Consider the following 16,569-nt stretch of genomic DNA (forward strand, 5'->3'; position numbering starts at 1 on the left):
GGTGGTTCATGGCATTGCTCCTTGGCGTGGTTGACTGCATGCTTCAACGCTAGGAACGCTGCGGCGTCAGCGCGTCGTCACGAGGTCGCGCTCGAGTCCGACCACCCGATGAGCTGTGGGTCCTACTCAGGTAGGACTGACGCGCGTGCGGATCCGGGAGAGCAGGATCAGCATGAGCCGTCGGGTCACTCCTGGGGCCGCGTCTCGGACGCGTCGAAGAGGCCTGTCTGGTAGGCGAGGACGATCGCCTGTGCGCGGTCGCGCAGGTCGAGCTTTTGCAGCAGACGCGTGACGTGCGTCTTGACCGTCGTGTCGCTGATGAAGAGCTCCTGGCCGATCTCGGCGTTGGACAGACCCCGCGTGATCAGGCGGAACACGTCCATCTCCCGGCTGGTCAAGGCGTCCACCGCCTTCGGCGGAGCCTCGCGGTGGAGGCGGGTGAAGTGCTGGATCACCCGTTTGGTGATGGCCGGCGAAAGGAGCGCGTCTCCGCCCGCAACGGTTCGCACAGCGGCGATCAGCTGCTCGGGCGGGTCGTCCTTGAGGACGAAGCCGCTCGCGCCGGCTCGCAGCGCTTGGTAGACGTAGTCATCGAGATCGAAGGTGGTGAGAATCAGGATCCGCGCAGACGCATCGGCCGCCAGGATCCGCCGGGCCGCCTCGAGCCCGTCGAGCTCCGGCATGCGGATGTCCATCAAGATGACGTTCGGGTGGAAACGGGCTGCCTGGGCCACCGCCTCGAGACCGTTGCTCCCTTCCGCCACGACCTCCATGTCGGGTTCGTCGGCGAGCAGCAGCCGGAACCCCGCCCGCACCATCGACTGGTCGTCCACCACGAGGACACGGATGGTCATCTGGCACCGCCGTTCAACGGGAGCCGCGCACGGAGTACGAAGCCGCCGGCATGGGAGGTGCCCGCAGTCATGTCCCCACCGAAGATCCTGACGCGCTCGCGGATGCCGACCAGTCCGTGGCCAAGACCGGCGTCGGTGGAAGGGCCGCCGGGGCCGTCGTCACGTACTTCGAGCCGAAGCTCCGTGGCGGAGTAGCGCACGTCGACCTCCGCCTGGCTCGCCTGGGCGTGCTTGAGGGCGTTGGTGAGCCCCTCCTGCAGGATGCGGTAGGCGGAGAGGTCGAGGCCTGGCGGCAGCGCGAACGGCTCACCGCGGACCTGGAGCCGAACGGGCAGCCCGGCAGCTCGTACGTCGTCCACCAGTGAGTCGAGGTTATCCAGTCCAGGGTGCGGCAGGAGCTCGAGCTCGTCGCCGTCGTGTCGCATCGCGTTGAGAAGGGCGCGCATCTCCGCGAGTGCCGTGCGTCCGGCCTGCTCGACGCTCTTGAGGGTCTCCCGATCCTCCGTGTCGGTCTCGGGCATCCGGTGGCGCACAGCCCCCACCTGGAGGACCATCACGCTGACGGCGTGCGCGACGACATCATGGAGTTCGCGTGCGATCCGCCCGCGTTCCTCAGCCACCGCAACGCGAGCCGCCGCCTCCCGCTCTCTCTCGGCCCGAGCCGCGCGCTCCTCGGCGGCCTCGGTCTGCTCGGCTCGCTCCCGGAGCGCGAAGCCGACGAGCCAGCCGATCCCGAACAGGACCGGCGTGAAGATGAGATCCCCTCTGGTGTGATCCGGTTCGTTGTAGATGACGATCGCCGCGCCGCCGAGCACGATCGCCAGGCCGACCCGTGCCTCCGTGTCGTGGCGCAGGTTGCCGAGCAGCAGGGCAGCACCCATTCCGGCGACGAAGAGCCCGGCCTTGTCCACGATGAGCAGGCCGTCCACGAAGGAAAGCGCCGCACTGAACAGCCAGGTGACCGCCGGTGCGGCGAAAGGGAAACGGCGTCGCCAGAGCAGGGTGAGAACGACCGCCGCGACCGCGAACACCTCGAACCACAGCATCGGGCCCGTCGGGTGGCCCGGGTCGTCGCGCAACGCCGTACTGATCGCGCTCTCGACCGCCGCAATCACGATCAGGAGGTCGAGACCGTACTTCGAGAAGAACAGTCGCGCTCGGCTCACCTGATCAACGTACGACAACACGATCGTTGCTTGCGTCCTACCAAGGTAGGACTGCCACTCGTCGCTTGGTGCCGGCGCGAACAAGGCCTTCCGACGACGCGCTCGGCGGGTGCACGCCCATAGCGTCGTGAACACCACAAGGACCGCTGAGGACCATCCTCAGCCCCAGGAAATGACGGAAGTGGACGACATGGCGGCATCGTTGATCATCGAAGAAGAGTCGGGGACCTGGACCGGTTGGATCCACCCGCACAACGGCTACTACGCCGGCGACCTCAGCGACGTTCCACCGCCCACGCAGAGCCAACTGGCGGCACTGATGACCCTCAGCCGTGATCCAGCTCAGCCCCAGCCTCACCACTGACCGAACGAGCGTCGTGGTGTCGGCCCCAGCCGGCATCGACCACGAAGGAGGAACTCATGTACTCGATGATCACCGACCCCGAACTCGCCGCCCAGATCGCCCTGCAGCAGATCGACGAGCGGATCCGGGACGCCCAAGCGCGTCGTACCGCCCGCGAGATCCGACGCGCGGCTCGCGCCCAGTCGTCCATGTCGCAGCCCCGCCGTACCTCGCGGATCTGGGCCATCCGTCGCACCTTCGCTTGGTGATCGCATCGATGCTAGTTCTGTGAGGCGTCACCGTGCCTGCGCGCCAACTGCTCAGCGTGGTCCGCCTCCTGGATGAGCTCCGCGGCGAGCGCGCGGGCTATGTCAACGGTGAGGCGGAGCCACAGCGACTCGTCGCGGGCATCCGGCCTTGGCCGCCCCTCGATCTCCAAGGCCACCAACGGCACACCGGGGCCAACGTTGCCGCCAAGCCCGGCGTAACGCACTCCCGCCTCGACGTCGAACCCGGTCACATGCAACTCGTGCACGCCGTCGTCACCCATAAAGGGAGAGACTAGCCCGGCTGCCGAAGTCACCCGCCTGCACGGGGAGTTTCGCTCCCAAGGTTCAACCGCGAGACCGGCTCATACTGACAAGACGTCCGAACCGGTCCGTCCGAGTCCCGAGGAGAGACCATGTCGTCATCCGGGAGCCAACCTCCGGTGGAACCGACCCCCGCGCCGGCCGCCGTGCCGCAGGCAGTCCGGGCGACTCTGCTCGCTACCGAGCACTGGAGCCTGCTCGGAACCCGAGGCACAGTCTGGTCGGAGGTGATGAGCCGGATCTCCATCCACCTCACGGTCGCCTCCGCGTCGCTAGTGGTGATCGCTCTGGTGACGCAGGCGTCGGGGTTCGGCACCGCCTTCAAGGTCCTCTCGATCGGCCTGAGCTCGGCGGTGCTGGTGCTTGGGACACTGACCGCCGTCCGGGTGCACAACGCGAGCGTGGACGACACGATGCTCGTCATCGGGATGAACCGGCTGCGCGCTGCCTATCTCGAGATGGATCCGACGCTGGCGGACTACTTCGTCACGTCGTGGCACGACGACCAGGCCGGAGTGATGAGGACCTACACCCTGGGAACCCGCCCAGCCGTGAGCCACCGCCTGGGCAGCACGACGATGTTCGTGAACATCGTCAACACGATGGTCGCGGGCACGCTCGGGGCACTGATCTCGAACGCTGCCGGGGCGGGGCCGACCGTGGTCGCCATCGTCGGCACGATCAGCGGCCTGGCGTACCTCGCGGCCACGATCGAGGCCGCCAGGCGAACCTTCGCCAGACCCTCCATCGACGCACACTTCCCGTCTCCGGGGGCTTGACACCCGCAGACAATCCGCGGCGGATCAGTTGTTTCTCGGATTCGCGGGCGTGCAGGTGGTCGAGATAGTGGAGGCGTCCGAACGCCAAGACTGAGGATCTGAGATGGACTCTCCGGCTCGACGACGCGGCCCGCGCCGAGTTGCCCCGTCACCTTTCCCCTCGCCCGAGGCATCGCTGGCGTGTGACGACTCCGAGAGGGGATTGCAGTGACTGCTCAGCCCGTTTCCGACCTACCCGTCGTTCCCGCGCGCCAGGCCGGCCGGCTCGTGGAGCTCAACGACTGTCTGTCGCTGAGGACCCTTCCCGGTCGAGACCTGAACCCCACCGAGCTCGCCGAGCTCGCGGCCTCGATCGCCGCCCAGCCGCACCTGTGGGAGGACAAGGTCGCCTACAGCGACGACGAGCGCGTCTTCGCCTCGCTGCACCGCGACGCGAACATCGACGTCTGGCTGATCTGCTGGACCCCGGTCAACGACACCGGCTGGCACGACCACGACGTCTCCTCCGGCGCCGTCGCGGTAGCCCGCGGCAGGTTGGTCGAGCACAACCTGGCGATCGGGATCGACTCGATCGAGACCGAGGTGACGGCCGGAGACGTGTACGGCTTCGGCCCGGACCATATCCACCGCCTGACCGGCCTGGACAAGGGCAGCGTCACCGTGCACGCGTACAGCCCGCCGCTGTGGCGGATGGGCCAGTACTCCGCCAATGACGGCGTACTGCGCCGGGTCTCCGTCTCGTACGCCGACGAACTCCGGCCCCTCGACTGATGCCGAGCCCTTACCCGCTCGCGCAGTACGAGAGACCGGGTCCTACGTTCGCCGCGCGCAAGTGCTGCAGGCGTAGGCTAACCATTGACCACTGAGGAGCCGCGATGACGTCGAACCCAGGACCTGAGCACCTCACCAGCCACCACCGCACCACCTTGCGCCAGATCTTCCAGCACCCCGCCAGCCACAACATCGAGTGGCACGATGTGGTGTCGTTGCTGGAGGCCATAGGCACCGTGGAGCGCCGCCACGACGGCAAGGTCGAGGTCACGGTCGGCTCCGAGACCGGGTTCTTCGATATTCCGGCACACAAGGACACGGAGATCGAGGCCGTGGTCGGGCTGCGCCGCCTGCTGGCGGCCGCCGGCTACTCAGAAGGCGGAGCGCCAAGCTGATCCTGGCGGGCGGCCGTGGCGCCTCGCTTGCCGCCCACGGCCGCACCGCGGCGCTTGGCGTCGGGACCCTGCCACGGCTGACAGAGTTGCTGCTGGCCGTGCCAGACCAGCCAGTGTGATCACTGCGAATGCGAGTGCCGTGTAGCACGCGACGAAGCGGGCAGGAGACGACCGGGCGGGCCTACGATCGGGCTTGGCACGTCTGCCGACCTCAAGAGCAGCCTTCGTCGACTCGGCGACGGCGACTGGGTCGGTAACGAAGAACCGGTCAGCTTCACGCCCCACGGACGCGGCCGGCGTCGCTCCTGAAACCGCTGAGAGATCGAGGTGCGAGTCATGGACGACCAAGCAGCCGTCGGCGCGAACGGTCCCGAAGCAGCGCAGGAACCGGCGCGGGCCGACCCGATAGCAGGGGAGCTCGTCACCGAGACCTTTGAGTACGACGGTGGACGGCAGGTCACGGTGTACGTGCCCCCGGATCCGCCCGAGGCAGTCGTGTTCGCCGGTGACGGTCAGCTGATCTCGCAGTGGGGCGGGTACCTCGAGGCGGCCGACGTACCGCCCACGATGATCGTTGGTGCCTACCGGACGGACGATGAGGACGAGATGGTGCGCATCCATGAATACTCACCGCCATTCGACGAGGAACGGTTCGCGGCCCACGAGAGTTTCTTCGTCGAGGACGTCCGCCGATGGGTGCGGTCGCGCTTCGGCGTCGCGCTGCCCGCCGAACGCACCGCGGTGTGCGGCGTGTCGGCGAGCGGAGAGCTCTCTATCGCCATGGGGCTTCGGCATTCGGACATCTACGGTGCGGTCTTCTCCGCCTCGCCGGGTGCGGGCTACCGACCGCCTGCTGTGATGCCGAGCCCGCTACCGCGCACCTACCTCGTCGCCGGCACACTGGAGCCGTTCTTCCTCGAGAACGCCACCCGGTGGGCGGACGCGCTGCGCGATGCCGGCGCGGACGTCGTGATGACGGAGCGGGCCGGCAATCACGGCGACCCATTTTGGGCAGGCGAGTTCCCGCTGATGGTTGCGTGGGCGTTCGGCCGCTGAAACAGCGCGGTCGAAGACGAAGGACGCGTGACACCCCGTCCGACCTGGGCGATTCGACCGAGGCGCTGACCTGTACGGCAAATCCGGCTGCGCCTGATGAGCAGCAGCTTAAGCTCCGGCCATGCAGGCGCGCGACGACGAAGCCTTCCTCGCCAATGTCACACAGCGACTCGCAACGCTGCCGCACGTCCATGCCGTCGCGCTGGGAGGCTCGCGCGCAACCGGAACACACGGTCCCGACAGCGACTGGGACTTCGCGGTCTACTACCGCGGAGCGTTCTCTCCACAAGACGTACGGGCACTTGGATGGCCCGGGGAAGTCTCCGAGATCGGCGGCTGGGGCGGCGGAGTGTTCAACGGCGGCGCCTGGCTGCAAGCCGACGACCGGCACATCGACGTGCACTATCGCGACCTGGACGCTGTTGAACACCAGCTCGCAGAAGCTCGCGAGGGCCGCTTCCATATCGGGAGGCTGCTGTTCCACCTGGCCGGCATCCCGAGCTACATCGTCGTTGCCGAACTGGCCATCAACCAGGTCCTCCGCGGCACCCTCCCGCAGCCCGACTACCCCCAAGCCCTGCAGCGGCAGGCATCGAAACGCTGGTGGGGCGACGCCCGACACACTCTTGCCTACGCCCGAACTGCCCATGCCGAACACGGGCACCTCACCGAGTCCGCCGGGGCAATAGCCACCGCCGGCTGTCAGGCAGCCCACGCGATCATGGCCGCCCGACGCAGCTGGGCGACGAACGAGAAAACCTTGCTGGATGAAGCCGGACTTCGAGACCTCGACCACATCGTCAGCGGTTTGACGCCCTCCCCAGAAGCTCTGACAACTGCCATCGACGAAACGACAAGAGTGCTTGAGCAAGCGTTCCCGGTGCCATAGGTACGAGCCCCTCGCCTGCACCTCCCCGATAAGGCTCCGTGTCCTCGATCCAAAGTGTCAGTTGCTCTGGGCAACGAGCTCGGCCAGGTCCAGCAGCCGTACTTCGTTGTAGCCGGCAACGCGCGTTGGGAGCTGCACGATGAAGGAGAGGAGACCATGACCCAAGTACATGAGCGAACGGAGCAGAGCGCCGTACCCAAACGGTTGTCGCAGGACGGACTCCGCCGGTTCGTCGAGAGATTCGCCGAGGAACACCCGCCGCTCGCCCTCGATGCCGCCGATCTGACGATCAAGAACGCCGATCTCGTGCGCCGACGGTACGGCGGGGTGTTCAACTATCTGAGCCGGGTCGAGGTCGAGGTCGAGCGAAACGTGCTCGAGTTGCGTGCACTCATGCCCCACGCCACCGACACCGACCGGTTCTTCTACGAGGATGTGTGGTCGCCGCAGGAACTGCAGCACGGCATCCTCCTGGACGCGGTCCAGCGAGGTTTCGGGATGACGTCGGCAGAGACCGATCTCGGGCTGAGCGCACGGATGCGGGTGGTCGGAGTGCTCTCCCACCTACCCGGCATGCTCGGCGTCATCCGGCTGCTCTACTACCTGACCGGTGCCGCGACCGAACGGTCGGCCGTGGTCGCGTACTCGCGCCTGTTCGAAGGACTGCGAGGGATGGGTGAGCATGCCATCGCGGAGACGGTCATCGCACCGATCAAACGGCAGGAGCCTGGACATTTCGCGTTCTACCGTTTGTCTGCCGAGGCACTCGTGTACGAGGAGGGGTTGAGTGACTGGCAACTCCATCTCGCCCGGACCCTGCGCCGCAGATCCTTCTCGCTCGTCGGCGTCAACAGCCGCCGGCAACTTGCGGACTTCGGCGACGTCGCCCGTGCACTCGACTTCGACCGCGACCTGCTGGAGATCGCCAGGCAGGTGAGCCTGGTGGAACGTGAACTCCTGTGGGCCCAGCAGCAAGGGTTGCAGGTGCCTGACTACCTCCTGACGGCGCTCCAGGATGCGATTGCCTTGTCCACCGCTCGCACCGCCGGACTCGAGATCTGAACACCGGTCGCTCTCAGGGCTCTTTGGCCGCCGTGGCCTGATCAGCCGTGAGAGTGTTCGCCGGGCCGGCATCCGCGGTCGCCGCGTAGTACGTGCGAACGAGCTCGATCACCGTCTCTGCGGTGCGGTCAAGATGACTGCGACCATCGGGCAGTACTGCGGTTGCGCGACGCCTGACCGTCTCAGGCTGGGTCCTCCAGCACGGACCGCTCAGGTTCGGCGGAATGGGCGGAGGCGGCCGGCTAGAACCGTCAGGCCGAGGAGGGTCGGGACGGCGAGCGCGACCGGGAGGGCGCCGGCAGTGTCCAGGGTCGCGCGGGACGCGACGGTCAGGTGAACTGGCGGCCCGGCGACCAGCGCGCCGTTCTGGGGAATCAGGACGATGTAGAGGGCGAAGCGACCAGGGTTGACGGCCTGGACCTCCCAGTCGAGTTGCGTCTCCGCGCCCGGGGGGACCGGCTTGGTGACCTCCGTCGTCCAGTCCTCGAGGTCGACGTACACGCCGTCGAGGCTGGCGACGTTGAGGTGCGCGATCGCCGGCTCCTTCAACTCCCCAGTGACGACCGATTCCAGCGACAGCGTCTGGCCCGTCACGGCGGTCAGGCTGGTCTGGTTCATCGTGATGACGGGCGCTGGTGATGCGGGTGAGACCGCGAGCAGGACGGTAGCGATCAGATTGAGCGGGATCATTCGGTGCTCACTCCTGCGGTCAGCTTGACGATGCGAGGGCCGATCACGATCAGCAGGGCGCAGACCAGCACGGCGAGGACGGCTGGCGCGACTAGATAGGTGAGGTCGTGCGTCCAGGTTCGACGACCGACCAGGACCTGGGAGACGTAGTGCAATGCCGACCCGATCGGGTTGATGCGGACCAGCAGTTCCCCGAAGCCTGTTCTCGGCAACGCTGGGATCTGCGTCGGGGCGAACAGCACCAGCAACAGCAACAGACTGACCGCCAGGCTGGTCTTGTTCGAGTTCGTGAGGGCGCTGATCAACAACCCCAGGCCGGCCAGGCCCAATGCCACCAGCGTCCCGACGCACAGAGCCAGTACTACGGCTTGCCACGTCGCTGCGACACCGCGTCCGAGCACCCACAGGTACGGAATCGCGACGACCAAACAGGCCAGCCACAAAGTTGTGGCCGCGACCAGCTTTCCGGCCACGATCCCCCGCCGCGAGACCGGTGTGAGGAGCAGCGCTTCGAAGGTGCCGCGTTCGCGTTCACCGCTGATCGCGTCCGCACTGACCACCAGCGTGAGCAGCACTCCGACCGACAGAGCCACCTGCACGGCGAGGTTGACGGCTTCTCGCTGCTCGAGGAAGTTCATTGCGCGGTTCGTGGCCGCCAGGTAGGTCATCGCGCTGAGCAGCAGGCTGTACGCGAACACGAGCAGCGGACCACGTCCCCCGATCCAGAGGTCTCGGCACTCCTGTTCGGCGACCACCAGCCAGCGGCTGCCCAGCGTACGGGGCTCGTCGACCTTCATCGGTCGCTCCCCTCGGTGAGGCTGAGGAACGCATCGTTGAGGCTCGCCGCACCGACCGCCGCTTTGACCTCGGAGACCGTACCGGCCGCGCGAAGCCTGCCGCGATCCAGGATCAGCAGAGTGCTGCACACCTGCTCGACCTCCGCCAGAGTGTGCGTGGACAAGACCACGGTGGCGCCACGTTCCCCGGCGATCAGAGCGACCGTGCTGAGGACTTCGCGCTGGCCGGCGGGGTCCAACCCGAGCGTCGGCTCATCGAGGAACACGACGGCGGGGTCGTTGATCAAGGCGCGTGCGATACCCAGTCTCTGTTTCATCCCGCGGCTGTAGGTCGAGATCAGGGAGCCGGCCCGATCGCCGAGACCGACCTCGTCCAGCAGGCGTTGGGCGACCATCGCGGACTCGGCTCGGCTCCGGCCGAACAACCTCGCGGCGTACACCAGGTACGCCCGGCCGCTCTGGCGCCCGGGATAGCCGGCGCTCTCGGGAAGCACACCGATGCGCGCCCGGATCCTCGCCGGCTCCCGGTCGGGAATCCCCGCCACAGTGAACGAGCCGGCCGTCGGCCGGAGGATCGTGGTGAGCAGCCGGATCGTGGTCGTCTTCCCCGCGCCGTTGGGCCCGAGCAAACCGACGATGTCACCCTGCTCGGCCACGAAGCTCAGGCCCTCTACGGCGCTGCGCGGGCCGTACCGTCTGCTCAGGCCGACGACTTCGAGTGTGGGCATGGCTCGACGGTAGGACGACGGTCCTGAACCCCGGCTGAACGCCGGGTTCAGCCCGCGTTCAGCGAGAATGGGTCAGGATCGCCGCAGAGGAGGTACGGGATGCGGGCGCTCGTGGTCGAGGACGAACTGCGGCTCGCCGCCGGTCTGCGCAACGGCCTCGAGGCGGAGGGCTTCGCCGTCGACGTGGCGCTCACCGGCACCGACGGACTCTGGCTGGCCCGCGAGCACAGCTACGACGTCCTGCTGCTGGATGTGATGCTGCCGGAGATCGACGGGTTCGAGGTCTGCTCCACGCTGCGGACCGAGCGCATCTGGACCCCGATCCTGATGCTGACGGCACGAGACGCGGACACCGACCAGGTCAAGGCACTCGACACCGGCGCGGACGACTACCTCACCAAGCCCTTCTCGTACGCCGTACTGGTCGCCAGACTGCGAGCCCTGGTACGCCGAGGCGCTGTCGCGCGGCCGGTCATCCTCGAGGCCGGCGATCTGCGGGTTGACCCGGCAGGCAGGCGGGCCTGGCGAGGCGAGGCCGAGCTGGACCTGACCACGCGCGAGCTGTCGGTGCTGGAATTCCTGATCCGCCGCCAGGGCGTGACGGTGTCGAAGCGGACGATCCTCGAACACGTCTGGGACTACGACTTCGAGGGCGATCCCAACATCGTCGAGGTCTACGTACGGCGCCTCCGCAACAAGGTCGACCGGCCATTCGGGCGATCGTCCATCGCGACATTGCGAGGCTCGGGGTACCGACTGGCGGCCGATGGCGGATAGGGGGCGATGGCAATGACGGTGCGAGTCCGAGTGACTCTTGCCGCGGTCCTCGTTGTCGGGCTGGCGCTGGTGGCCGGTGCCCTGATTCTGGTCGCACTGCTCGGGTCGGTGCTGACCGACCAGGTCTGTGCGGATACCCGCGAGCGTGCAGCCCAACTGAGCCTTGCCGCACCGCAGGAAGTGCGGGCCTCCGGCACCGAGTTGGTGCAACTGGTCGACCGATCCGGGGCGGTTGTGGGCGCATCGGGAACGCAGCGGCTCGCGGATCCAGGCACCCGATGCGTGGCGGTGGAGCCACTCGGCTACTCAGAGGACTTCGTCTTCGCTGCCGCCTCGATGCCGCAGGCGGACGGGGTACAGGTGATCGTGGGTCGGCCACTGGTCGACGTCCTGGATTCCACCCGGTTCGTACGGCGGGTCCTGTTGATCGGGCTGCCGGTGATGCTCGCCGTCGTCGGGGGCGTGACGTGGATCGTGACCGGCCGGATGCTCGCACCGGTGTCGGCGATCCGGCGCGAGGTAGACGAGATCTCCGCCGCAGAGTTGCACCGCCGGGTGCCGGCGGTCCACAGCCGGGACGAGATCGGCAGACTGGCCGCGACGATGAACCGGATGCTCGACCGGCTGCAACAGTCGCGGGACAGCCAACGACGGTTCGTCTCCGACGCTTCACACGAACTCCGCTCCCCCATCGCGTCCATCCGCCAGCACACCGAGGTCGCGCTCGCACACCCGGACCGATCCTCGCTGGAAGAACTGGCCGGCACCGTGCTCGCCGAAGACCTCCGGATCCAGTGCCTCGTCGACGACCTGCTGCTCCTCGCTCGCGCCGACGAACAGGACTTCTCCCTGCCGAGCTCTCCCGTCGATCTCGACGACCTCGTCCTGGCCGAGGCCCGTCGGTTGCGCACGACCACGACCCTCACCGTCGACACCTCGGCGGTCTCCGCGGGTCAGATCCTCGGCGACGAGAACTCGCTACGCCGGATGATCCGCAACCTCGGCGACAACGCCGCCCGCTACGCCCGCCACCGGATCACCTTCACCCTGGCCGAAACTGCCGACCAGGCGGTTCTCACGATCTCCGACGACGGACCCGGCATCCCCGTCGCCGACCGCGAACGGATCTTCGAGCGATTCGTCCGCCTCACCACAGCCCGCGACCGGGAAGACGGCGGAAGCGGCCTCGGCCTGGCCATCGTCACCGAAGTCGTCCGCCTCCACGGCGGCACCGTCCAAGCCCGCGACCACCCCTCCGGCGGAGCCGTGTTCGAGATCCGGCTGCCTAGCGCGGCCACAAGGCTCAAGCCGCTGCCCTGACGACAGCGTGCCCGGCCTCAGTGGTCGTGATCGTGGTCGTGGTCCGGTTCCGGCGGTTCGATCGGTTCGATCGGCTCGGGATCGTCGACGAACAGATTCCCCGGGACGCCAGGCAGCCTCGGCCGGCGTACGACCGGCGTGCTCAGCTCGGGGATCGCCGCCCGCGCCTGCTCGGTCAGCTCCGCTACCAGCTCCCGCCTTTCCTCCGGGTCGTCGACGGAGACCTCATCCGGCTCGGGTTCGGTGGTCGGCTGGCCGGGCGCCGCCGCCGCGAGTGCGTCGCGCAAGGCCTTGAGATCAAACCCGGCGCGGCTCAAGCGCTCCCGAACGGCAGCCGATCCGGGCAGCTTGCCCACGAGGTCACGCAACCCGCCGAAGTCCTCCTGGCCGTCCCCATCCTCGCCGTCGAGCGCCGGCTTCCGCGGCTTGTCACCGCCCTCCCAGACGCCGGCGGTCAGCACCTTTTCCCGGGAGAACGTCCCGTTGCTGGGACTACGGCCGACGGCACGCAGCAGGAACTGGTACTGACCGGCGAGCCTCAGTTGATAGTCCAACGCGTACCTGCCCTCCCCGACCTCGGCCAGCTCCAGTTTCGCCGTCGAACCGTCGGGCATCCGGACCTCGACCCAGACCTTTGCCGCTGCGGTCAGTGGCAGGTCGTACTCCCTCAGCGATGCCACGATCGCGGCATCGGCACCTGGAACGAAGCTCTTCTGCAGCAGCGCTGCATCCAGGCGGAGGTTCGAGTAGGTGTGAACCGACAGGTTGTACGGCACGGGCTGATCCGCCCATTCACGCAGCGCGCGCAGGAACGCCTGGATGGCCAGGTCGTCGCCCTCTTCCTCGAGTTCCTCCAGGACCTCCCGCGGGTCACGCAGCCGCAAGGTCGCCTCCCAGCTGCCTCGGTGGGATCCAGCGGGTCCGGCGGTCAGCGCGGGCAACAACAGCCGGAAGTAGGCCACGTCTGGATCCACCACGTAGCTGACGTTCGGTTCGACGGCTGAGCTGTCACGAGTGATCACGGCGCCGCTCGGTGTGGTGAGGGTGAAGTCCAGCAACTGCGGCACTGGACACAGCGCCACGATGTCGACCGACAGGTCAGCCTCGGTCAGCGAGAACGAGTTGGTCTGCGCGCTCTGGTTCCACAGCAACTGGCCCGCTGGATCGACCACGGTCTGGTTCAGCGTGGCGTCCTTGAGGATCTGGATGAAGTACTTGGCGAGCGTGAAGCGCTCGGCGGAACTGTTCATCGCGCCAGTGATCAGCAGGTATCCGCCGCTGTTGCCGGAGAGTTGGCTGAGCACCGGAGCACTCACCTGGCCGGGCAAGCCGAACCCGATGGCGAAGGTCGTCTGGTTGACCGTGCCGGGAGGCAGCGAGCTCACCAGCGGGGCAGTGTTCTCGTTGCCATCGGTCAGAACCAGCACTGCCTTGTTCGGGTGGCTCGCACCGGCACCGTTGACCAGCGCACTGCCGACCAGGAGGCCTGCCCCGATGCTGGTCGCGCCGCGCGGATCCAGATCGGGTCCAGTCAGCACAGTGCCCAGCCCGGCGGCCTTCGGTGACATCGTCAGGATCGCGTCCGCGACGTGGTCGAACCGGGCGATACCGATCTCGTCGTCGTCGTGCATCAGACTGTGCAGCACGCCTGTCGCGCTCTTCAGCAGCACGTTCTTGGTGCGGCCGCCGGTCACGACATCAGCCATGCTGCCGGAGCGGTCCAGCACCAGCGCGATCGAACTGCTGGTGGTGACGATGCTGCTGGCCACCAGCTCGACGTGGAACGTGCCGACCACGAACGCATCGCCGGGACTCGCCGCGTAGTAGCCCTCATCGTCGATGACGACCGCCTGCAGGTCGACCGCAGCCACCTGCACATTCGCACCGACCGCGTGGAAGCGCACCTCCACCTCGAGCGTCTCGAAGTCGTTGGCCGGCTGGGGAACTACCAGGAAGTCGGGGCCGCCGACGACGCTGAAGTTGCCGGTCGGTGACGCTGTCAGGCTGAAGTACACCGGCCGGCAGCTGCGAACCCGGAACCGGATCTTGCGACCGACTGTGAGCCCTGCCGGTACGTCGGTGAACCCGACCGCCGGGCCTGACTCCAGCACGATGTCCGGCAGGTCGGTGTCGTACCAGGTGATCGACTTGTGGTCCAGCAGGTCGATCGGCCGGTCCAGGGTGGCGCCGCCGAAGTACTCGGCGAGGCTGTCCAGGTGGTCGCTCAGCCGCTTGAGGTGGGTGTGCCCGGCGGGTAGTGACTCGGTGTCGAGCGGTAGGTAACGCGCTTCGGCTGGGTATTTCTGCATCCAGACCGCCCAGAGCTCGTCTTCCTTGGCGTGATTGAGGAAGAACACCGGGTCATTCGGCGAGGTGCCGGGGAGCATGGATCCGCCGACCCAGACGTGCACCCGATTGTGAGTGTTGGATCCCGGCTGCGGCCCGACCCAGCCCTCGACCAGATTCCGGAAGCTGTCACTGCCCGGCGTGGTTCGGTTCCATGGCTTGGCGTCGTAGGTGGTCTCGGCCAGAGCGCCGCTCACCGCGGCTTCGACCGGCAGGACAGCCGCCCCGACGCCGAGCTGGCGCTGGAGGGAGGACAAGTTCGCGACGTGCTGGGGATTGTTGTCGTACGCGTCCGCGATCGCCAGATTCCATCCGTTGGCTTTTGCGAAGACGCCGTCGGCGACTACAGCGCCCGGGCCGGTCCCGTCGCCGCCGAGGAACTCGGTGAAGAACGGGTAGCCGCTGTCGGCCGGCACCTTGTCGACGCTCCAGTTCCAGTAGGGCAGGCAGATGGTCGGGTCGCCCGAGACGGTCCGCAGGTCCTGTTCGAAGCGCCGGAGGAACTCGCGGTGCCACGGGAAGAACATCGGTCCGCGGTGGCCGGGGTGCGGCCCCGGGTCACCGCTCGGATGTCCGGCCATCGACTGCTGGTGGACATAGACATAGTCGTCGTACCGATTCGCCTGGGTGTGTGGCGGCGCAAGCTGGCTGGGCGCCGCTTTCAGCGCCACCACGGCGTTGCGGAACCGCATCAGTTCGGTGGCCGGCTTGTCGGCCGGCGCGGCGGCGTTGTACTCCTCGATCAGCTTCCTGACATTCCTGCGGAAATACACAACTCAGTCCCCCTGTGATCAGCAGCAGCCCTCGACGCGCAGAAGCCGACGGCCGCCTGCGCCTTGGACGAGACATCTGCGAGGTCGAACGTTCCGCAGCCCCCTCTACCACCAGGACCAGCGCAACATTCGGGTCATGGCGTGTCAATAGCCACGAATCCGGGTTCCGTCCTGGTTCTCGGCCATCACGGCGACGAGTCCGTCAGCGACGTGGCGCGTTCGCCGTGGATCGCGACGCCGGCGACAACGAGTACCACGCCGAGGACCTCCTTGGCGTTGGGAATCTGAGTCAGAACCACGACGCCGATGACGGTCGCGGTAGCTGGAAGCAGCGACACCATCAGGGCGTAGGTGGCACGCGGCAGCCGGGCCATCGCCAGCTGGTCACTCACATAGGGGATGACCGACGAGCAGACTCCAACGCCGACAGCCGCCACCAGTGCAACCGGGTCCGCGAAAGCGGGCGCCGCATCCGCGATACCGATCGGCAGGGCAACGACGGCAGCGATCAGCATCGACAACCCCAGGCCGTCGATCCCGGATACCTGATCACTCCGCGCTACGCGATGCCCAAGCACGATGTACAAGGCGAACAGCACAGCGTTGGCGGCGGCGAAGGCGAGCCCCAGTGGCTCGTCGACCAGTTGTACGTCGCTGACCAGGTAGACCCCGGCGACCGCACACACCAAGGCGGTCACGTTCCGGCGGGTTCGGGTCGCCAGAGCAGCCAGAACGATGACAGGCAAGAACTCGATCGCGGCGACTGTACCCAGCGGCAGCCGGTCCAAGGCGAGGTAGAACACGCTGTTCATGACCGCCAGCACGACCGCCCAGCCGACCAGCAGCCGGCGGGTGGCCCAACCGAGGCGCCGCCACAGACGCCACGGCCGGCGCCAAACTGCGAACACAGCAGCGGCCGTCGCGATGCGCAACCACGCGACGCCGAGCACGTCAATACGGGCGAACAGCAGAACCGCGAACGCCGGTCCCAGATAGTGAAAGACGGCACTGACAACGAAGTAGGCATGCGGCGGCAGCCGACGCGCGACGCTCGACGTCGAGGCCGTACTGCGATCTCGCGATGCTGACTTCGGCATACGTCCATTCTCGAAAGAGCCACCTGGCAGCACCATGCAGAAGCGAAACCAGACGGGCCTCTCAGCTGTCCTAGCAGGCACCTGAACCGCCACGCAGGCTTCCGAACCGAAGGTACTGGCCCACACCGGCTAGGCC

At 67.3% G+C, this 16,569-nt stretch carries 18 protein-coding genes; 10 read left to right on the forward strand and 8 right to left on the reverse strand.

The features are described from left to right. Positions 1-185 precede the first annotated feature (185 nt). Both ACFPJ1_RS08125 and ACFPJ1_RS08130 read right to left on the reverse strand, forming a co-directional pair. Positions 186-854, reverse strand: a complete 669-nt coding sequence (locus tag ACFPJ1_RS08125; protein WP_380102522.1) for a response regulator — start codon at positions 852-854, stop codon at positions 186-188. Further along, entirely contained in the window at positions 851-2,020 is a 1,170-nt protein-coding gene (locus ACFPJ1_RS08130; RefSeq protein WP_380102524.1) for a sensor histidine kinase, read from the reverse strand. The genes ACFPJ1_RS08125 and ACFPJ1_RS08130 overlap by 4 nt, the downstream gene beginning before the upstream one ends. A 172-nt stretch (positions 2,021-2,192) precedes the next feature. Between ACFPJ1_RS08130 and ACFPJ1_RS08135 the strand changes: the two genes are divergently transcribed. Both ACFPJ1_RS08135 and ACFPJ1_RS08140 read left to right on the forward strand, forming a co-directional pair. Then, entirely contained in the window at positions 2,193-2,384 is a 192-nt protein-coding gene (locus tag ACFPJ1_RS08135; RefSeq protein WP_380102526.1) for a hypothetical protein, read from the forward strand. Between the two features lie 56 nt (positions 2,385-2,440). After that, positions 2,441-2,632 (forward strand): hypothetical protein, encoded by a 192-nt coding sequence (locus ACFPJ1_RS08140; RefSeq protein WP_380102528.1) that lies wholly within the window; start codon positions 2,441-2,443, stop codon positions 2,630-2,632. Positions 2,633-2,643: 11 nt separating this feature from the next. Here the strand turns inward: ACFPJ1_RS08140 and ACFPJ1_RS08145 are convergent, their stop codons facing one another. Beyond that, positions 2,644-2,913, reverse strand: a complete 270-nt coding sequence (locus ACFPJ1_RS08145) for a hypothetical protein (RefSeq protein WP_380102530.1) — start codon at positions 2,911-2,913, stop codon at positions 2,644-2,646. Positions 2,914-3,045: 132 nt separating this feature from the next. Here ACFPJ1_RS08145 and ACFPJ1_RS08150 point away from each other — a divergent pair, with 132 nt between their 5' ends. The 6 genes from ACFPJ1_RS08150 (at position 3,046) to ACFPJ1_RS08175 (ending at position 7,905) form a co-directional block, all read left to right on the forward strand. Then, on the forward strand, positions 3,046-3,732 hold the full coding sequence (locus ACFPJ1_RS08150) for a hypothetical protein (protein WP_380102532.1): 687 nt from the start codon (positions 3,046-3,048) through the stop codon (positions 3,730-3,732). A gap of 207 nt (positions 3,733-3,939) precedes the next feature. Continuing rightward, positions 3,940-4,503: a cysteine dioxygenase gene (locus ACFPJ1_RS08155; RefSeq protein ID WP_380102534.1), complete on the forward strand. Its 564-nt coding sequence runs from the start codon at positions 3,940-3,942 to the stop codon at positions 4,501-4,503. A gap of 104 nt (positions 4,504-4,607) precedes the next feature. Continuing rightward, on the forward strand, positions 4,608-4,898 hold the full coding sequence (locus ACFPJ1_RS08160) for a hypothetical protein (RefSeq protein WP_380102537.1): 291 nt from the start codon (positions 4,608-4,610) through the stop codon (positions 4,896-4,898). Between the two features lie 336 nt (positions 4,899-5,234). Then, entirely contained in the window at positions 5,235-5,954 is a 720-nt protein-coding gene (locus ACFPJ1_RS08165) for an alpha/beta hydrolase (RefSeq protein WP_380102540.1), read from the forward strand. Between the two features lie 121 nt (positions 5,955-6,075). After that, positions 6,076-6,843 carry a nucleotidyltransferase domain-containing protein gene (locus ACFPJ1_RS08170; RefSeq protein WP_380102542.1) on the forward strand — a complete coding sequence of 256 codons (768 nt, stop codon included), beginning with the start codon at positions 6,076-6,078 and terminating at the stop codon, positions 6,841-6,843. A 156-nt stretch (positions 6,844-6,999) separates the two neighbouring features. Next, positions 7,000-7,905, forward strand: coding sequence for a GTP-binding protein LepA (locus ACFPJ1_RS08175; RefSeq protein ID WP_380102544.1), 906 nt, complete (start codon positions 7,000-7,002; stop codon positions 7,903-7,905). 210 nt (positions 7,906-8,115) lie between these two features. Here ACFPJ1_RS08175 and ACFPJ1_RS08180 read toward each other — a convergent pair whose 3' ends face one another. From ACFPJ1_RS08180 to ACFPJ1_RS08190, 3 genes are read right to left on the reverse strand one after another with little or no spacing between them, the layout of a single operon-like run. Then, positions 8,116-8,595 carry a hypothetical protein gene (locus ACFPJ1_RS08180; protein ID WP_380102546.1) on the reverse strand — a complete coding sequence of 160 codons (480 nt, stop codon included), beginning with the start codon at positions 8,593-8,595 and terminating at the stop codon, positions 8,116-8,118. Next, complete coding sequence (locus tag ACFPJ1_RS08185; RefSeq protein ID WP_380102548.1) at positions 8,592-9,392, reverse strand: ABC transporter permease; 801 nt, start codon at positions 9,390-9,392, stop codon at positions 8,592-8,594. Before ACFPJ1_RS08185 ends, ACFPJ1_RS08180 begins: the two co-directional genes overlap by 4 nt. Beyond that, positions 9,389-10,120, reverse strand: coding sequence for an ABC transporter ATP-binding protein (locus tag ACFPJ1_RS08190; RefSeq protein ID WP_380102550.1), 732 nt, complete (start codon positions 10,118-10,120; stop codon positions 9,389-9,391). Before ACFPJ1_RS08190 ends, ACFPJ1_RS08185 begins: the two co-directional genes overlap by 4 nt. 99 nt (positions 10,121-10,219) lie before the next feature. On the opposite strand from ACFPJ1_RS08190, the gene ACFPJ1_RS08195 reads away from it, so the two are divergent. Both ACFPJ1_RS08195 and ACFPJ1_RS08200 read left to right on the forward strand, forming a co-directional pair. After that, positions 10,220-10,897, forward strand: coding sequence for a response regulator transcription factor (locus ACFPJ1_RS08195; protein WP_380102552.1), 678 nt, complete (start codon positions 10,220-10,222; stop codon positions 10,895-10,897). A 12-nt stretch (positions 10,898-10,909) separates the two neighbouring features. After that, a complete protein-coding gene (locus tag ACFPJ1_RS08200) occupies positions 10,910-12,217 on the forward strand; it encodes a sensor histidine kinase (RefSeq protein WP_380102554.1) in 1,308 nt (435 codons plus the stop codon). A 17-nt stretch (positions 12,218-12,234) separates the two neighbouring features. Here ACFPJ1_RS08200 and ACFPJ1_RS08205 read toward each other — a convergent pair whose 3' ends face one another. Next, on the reverse strand, positions 12,235-15,336 hold the full coding sequence (locus tag ACFPJ1_RS08205; RefSeq protein WP_380102556.1) for a tyrosinase family protein: 3,102 nt from the start codon (positions 15,334-15,336) through the stop codon (positions 12,235-12,237). Between the two features lie 185 nt (positions 15,337-15,521). Then, positions 15,522-16,433 (reverse strand): EamA family transporter, encoded by a 912-nt coding sequence (locus ACFPJ1_RS08210; RefSeq protein WP_380102558.1) that lies wholly within the window; start codon positions 16,431-16,433, stop codon positions 15,522-15,524. Positions 16,434-16,569: the final 136 nt, after the last annotated feature.

It is taken from the genome of Kribbella qitaiheensis (assembly GCF_042657745.1).
Lineage (GTDB): Bacteria > Actinomycetota > Actinomycetes > Propionibacteriales > Kribbellaceae > Kribbella > Kribbella qitaiheensis.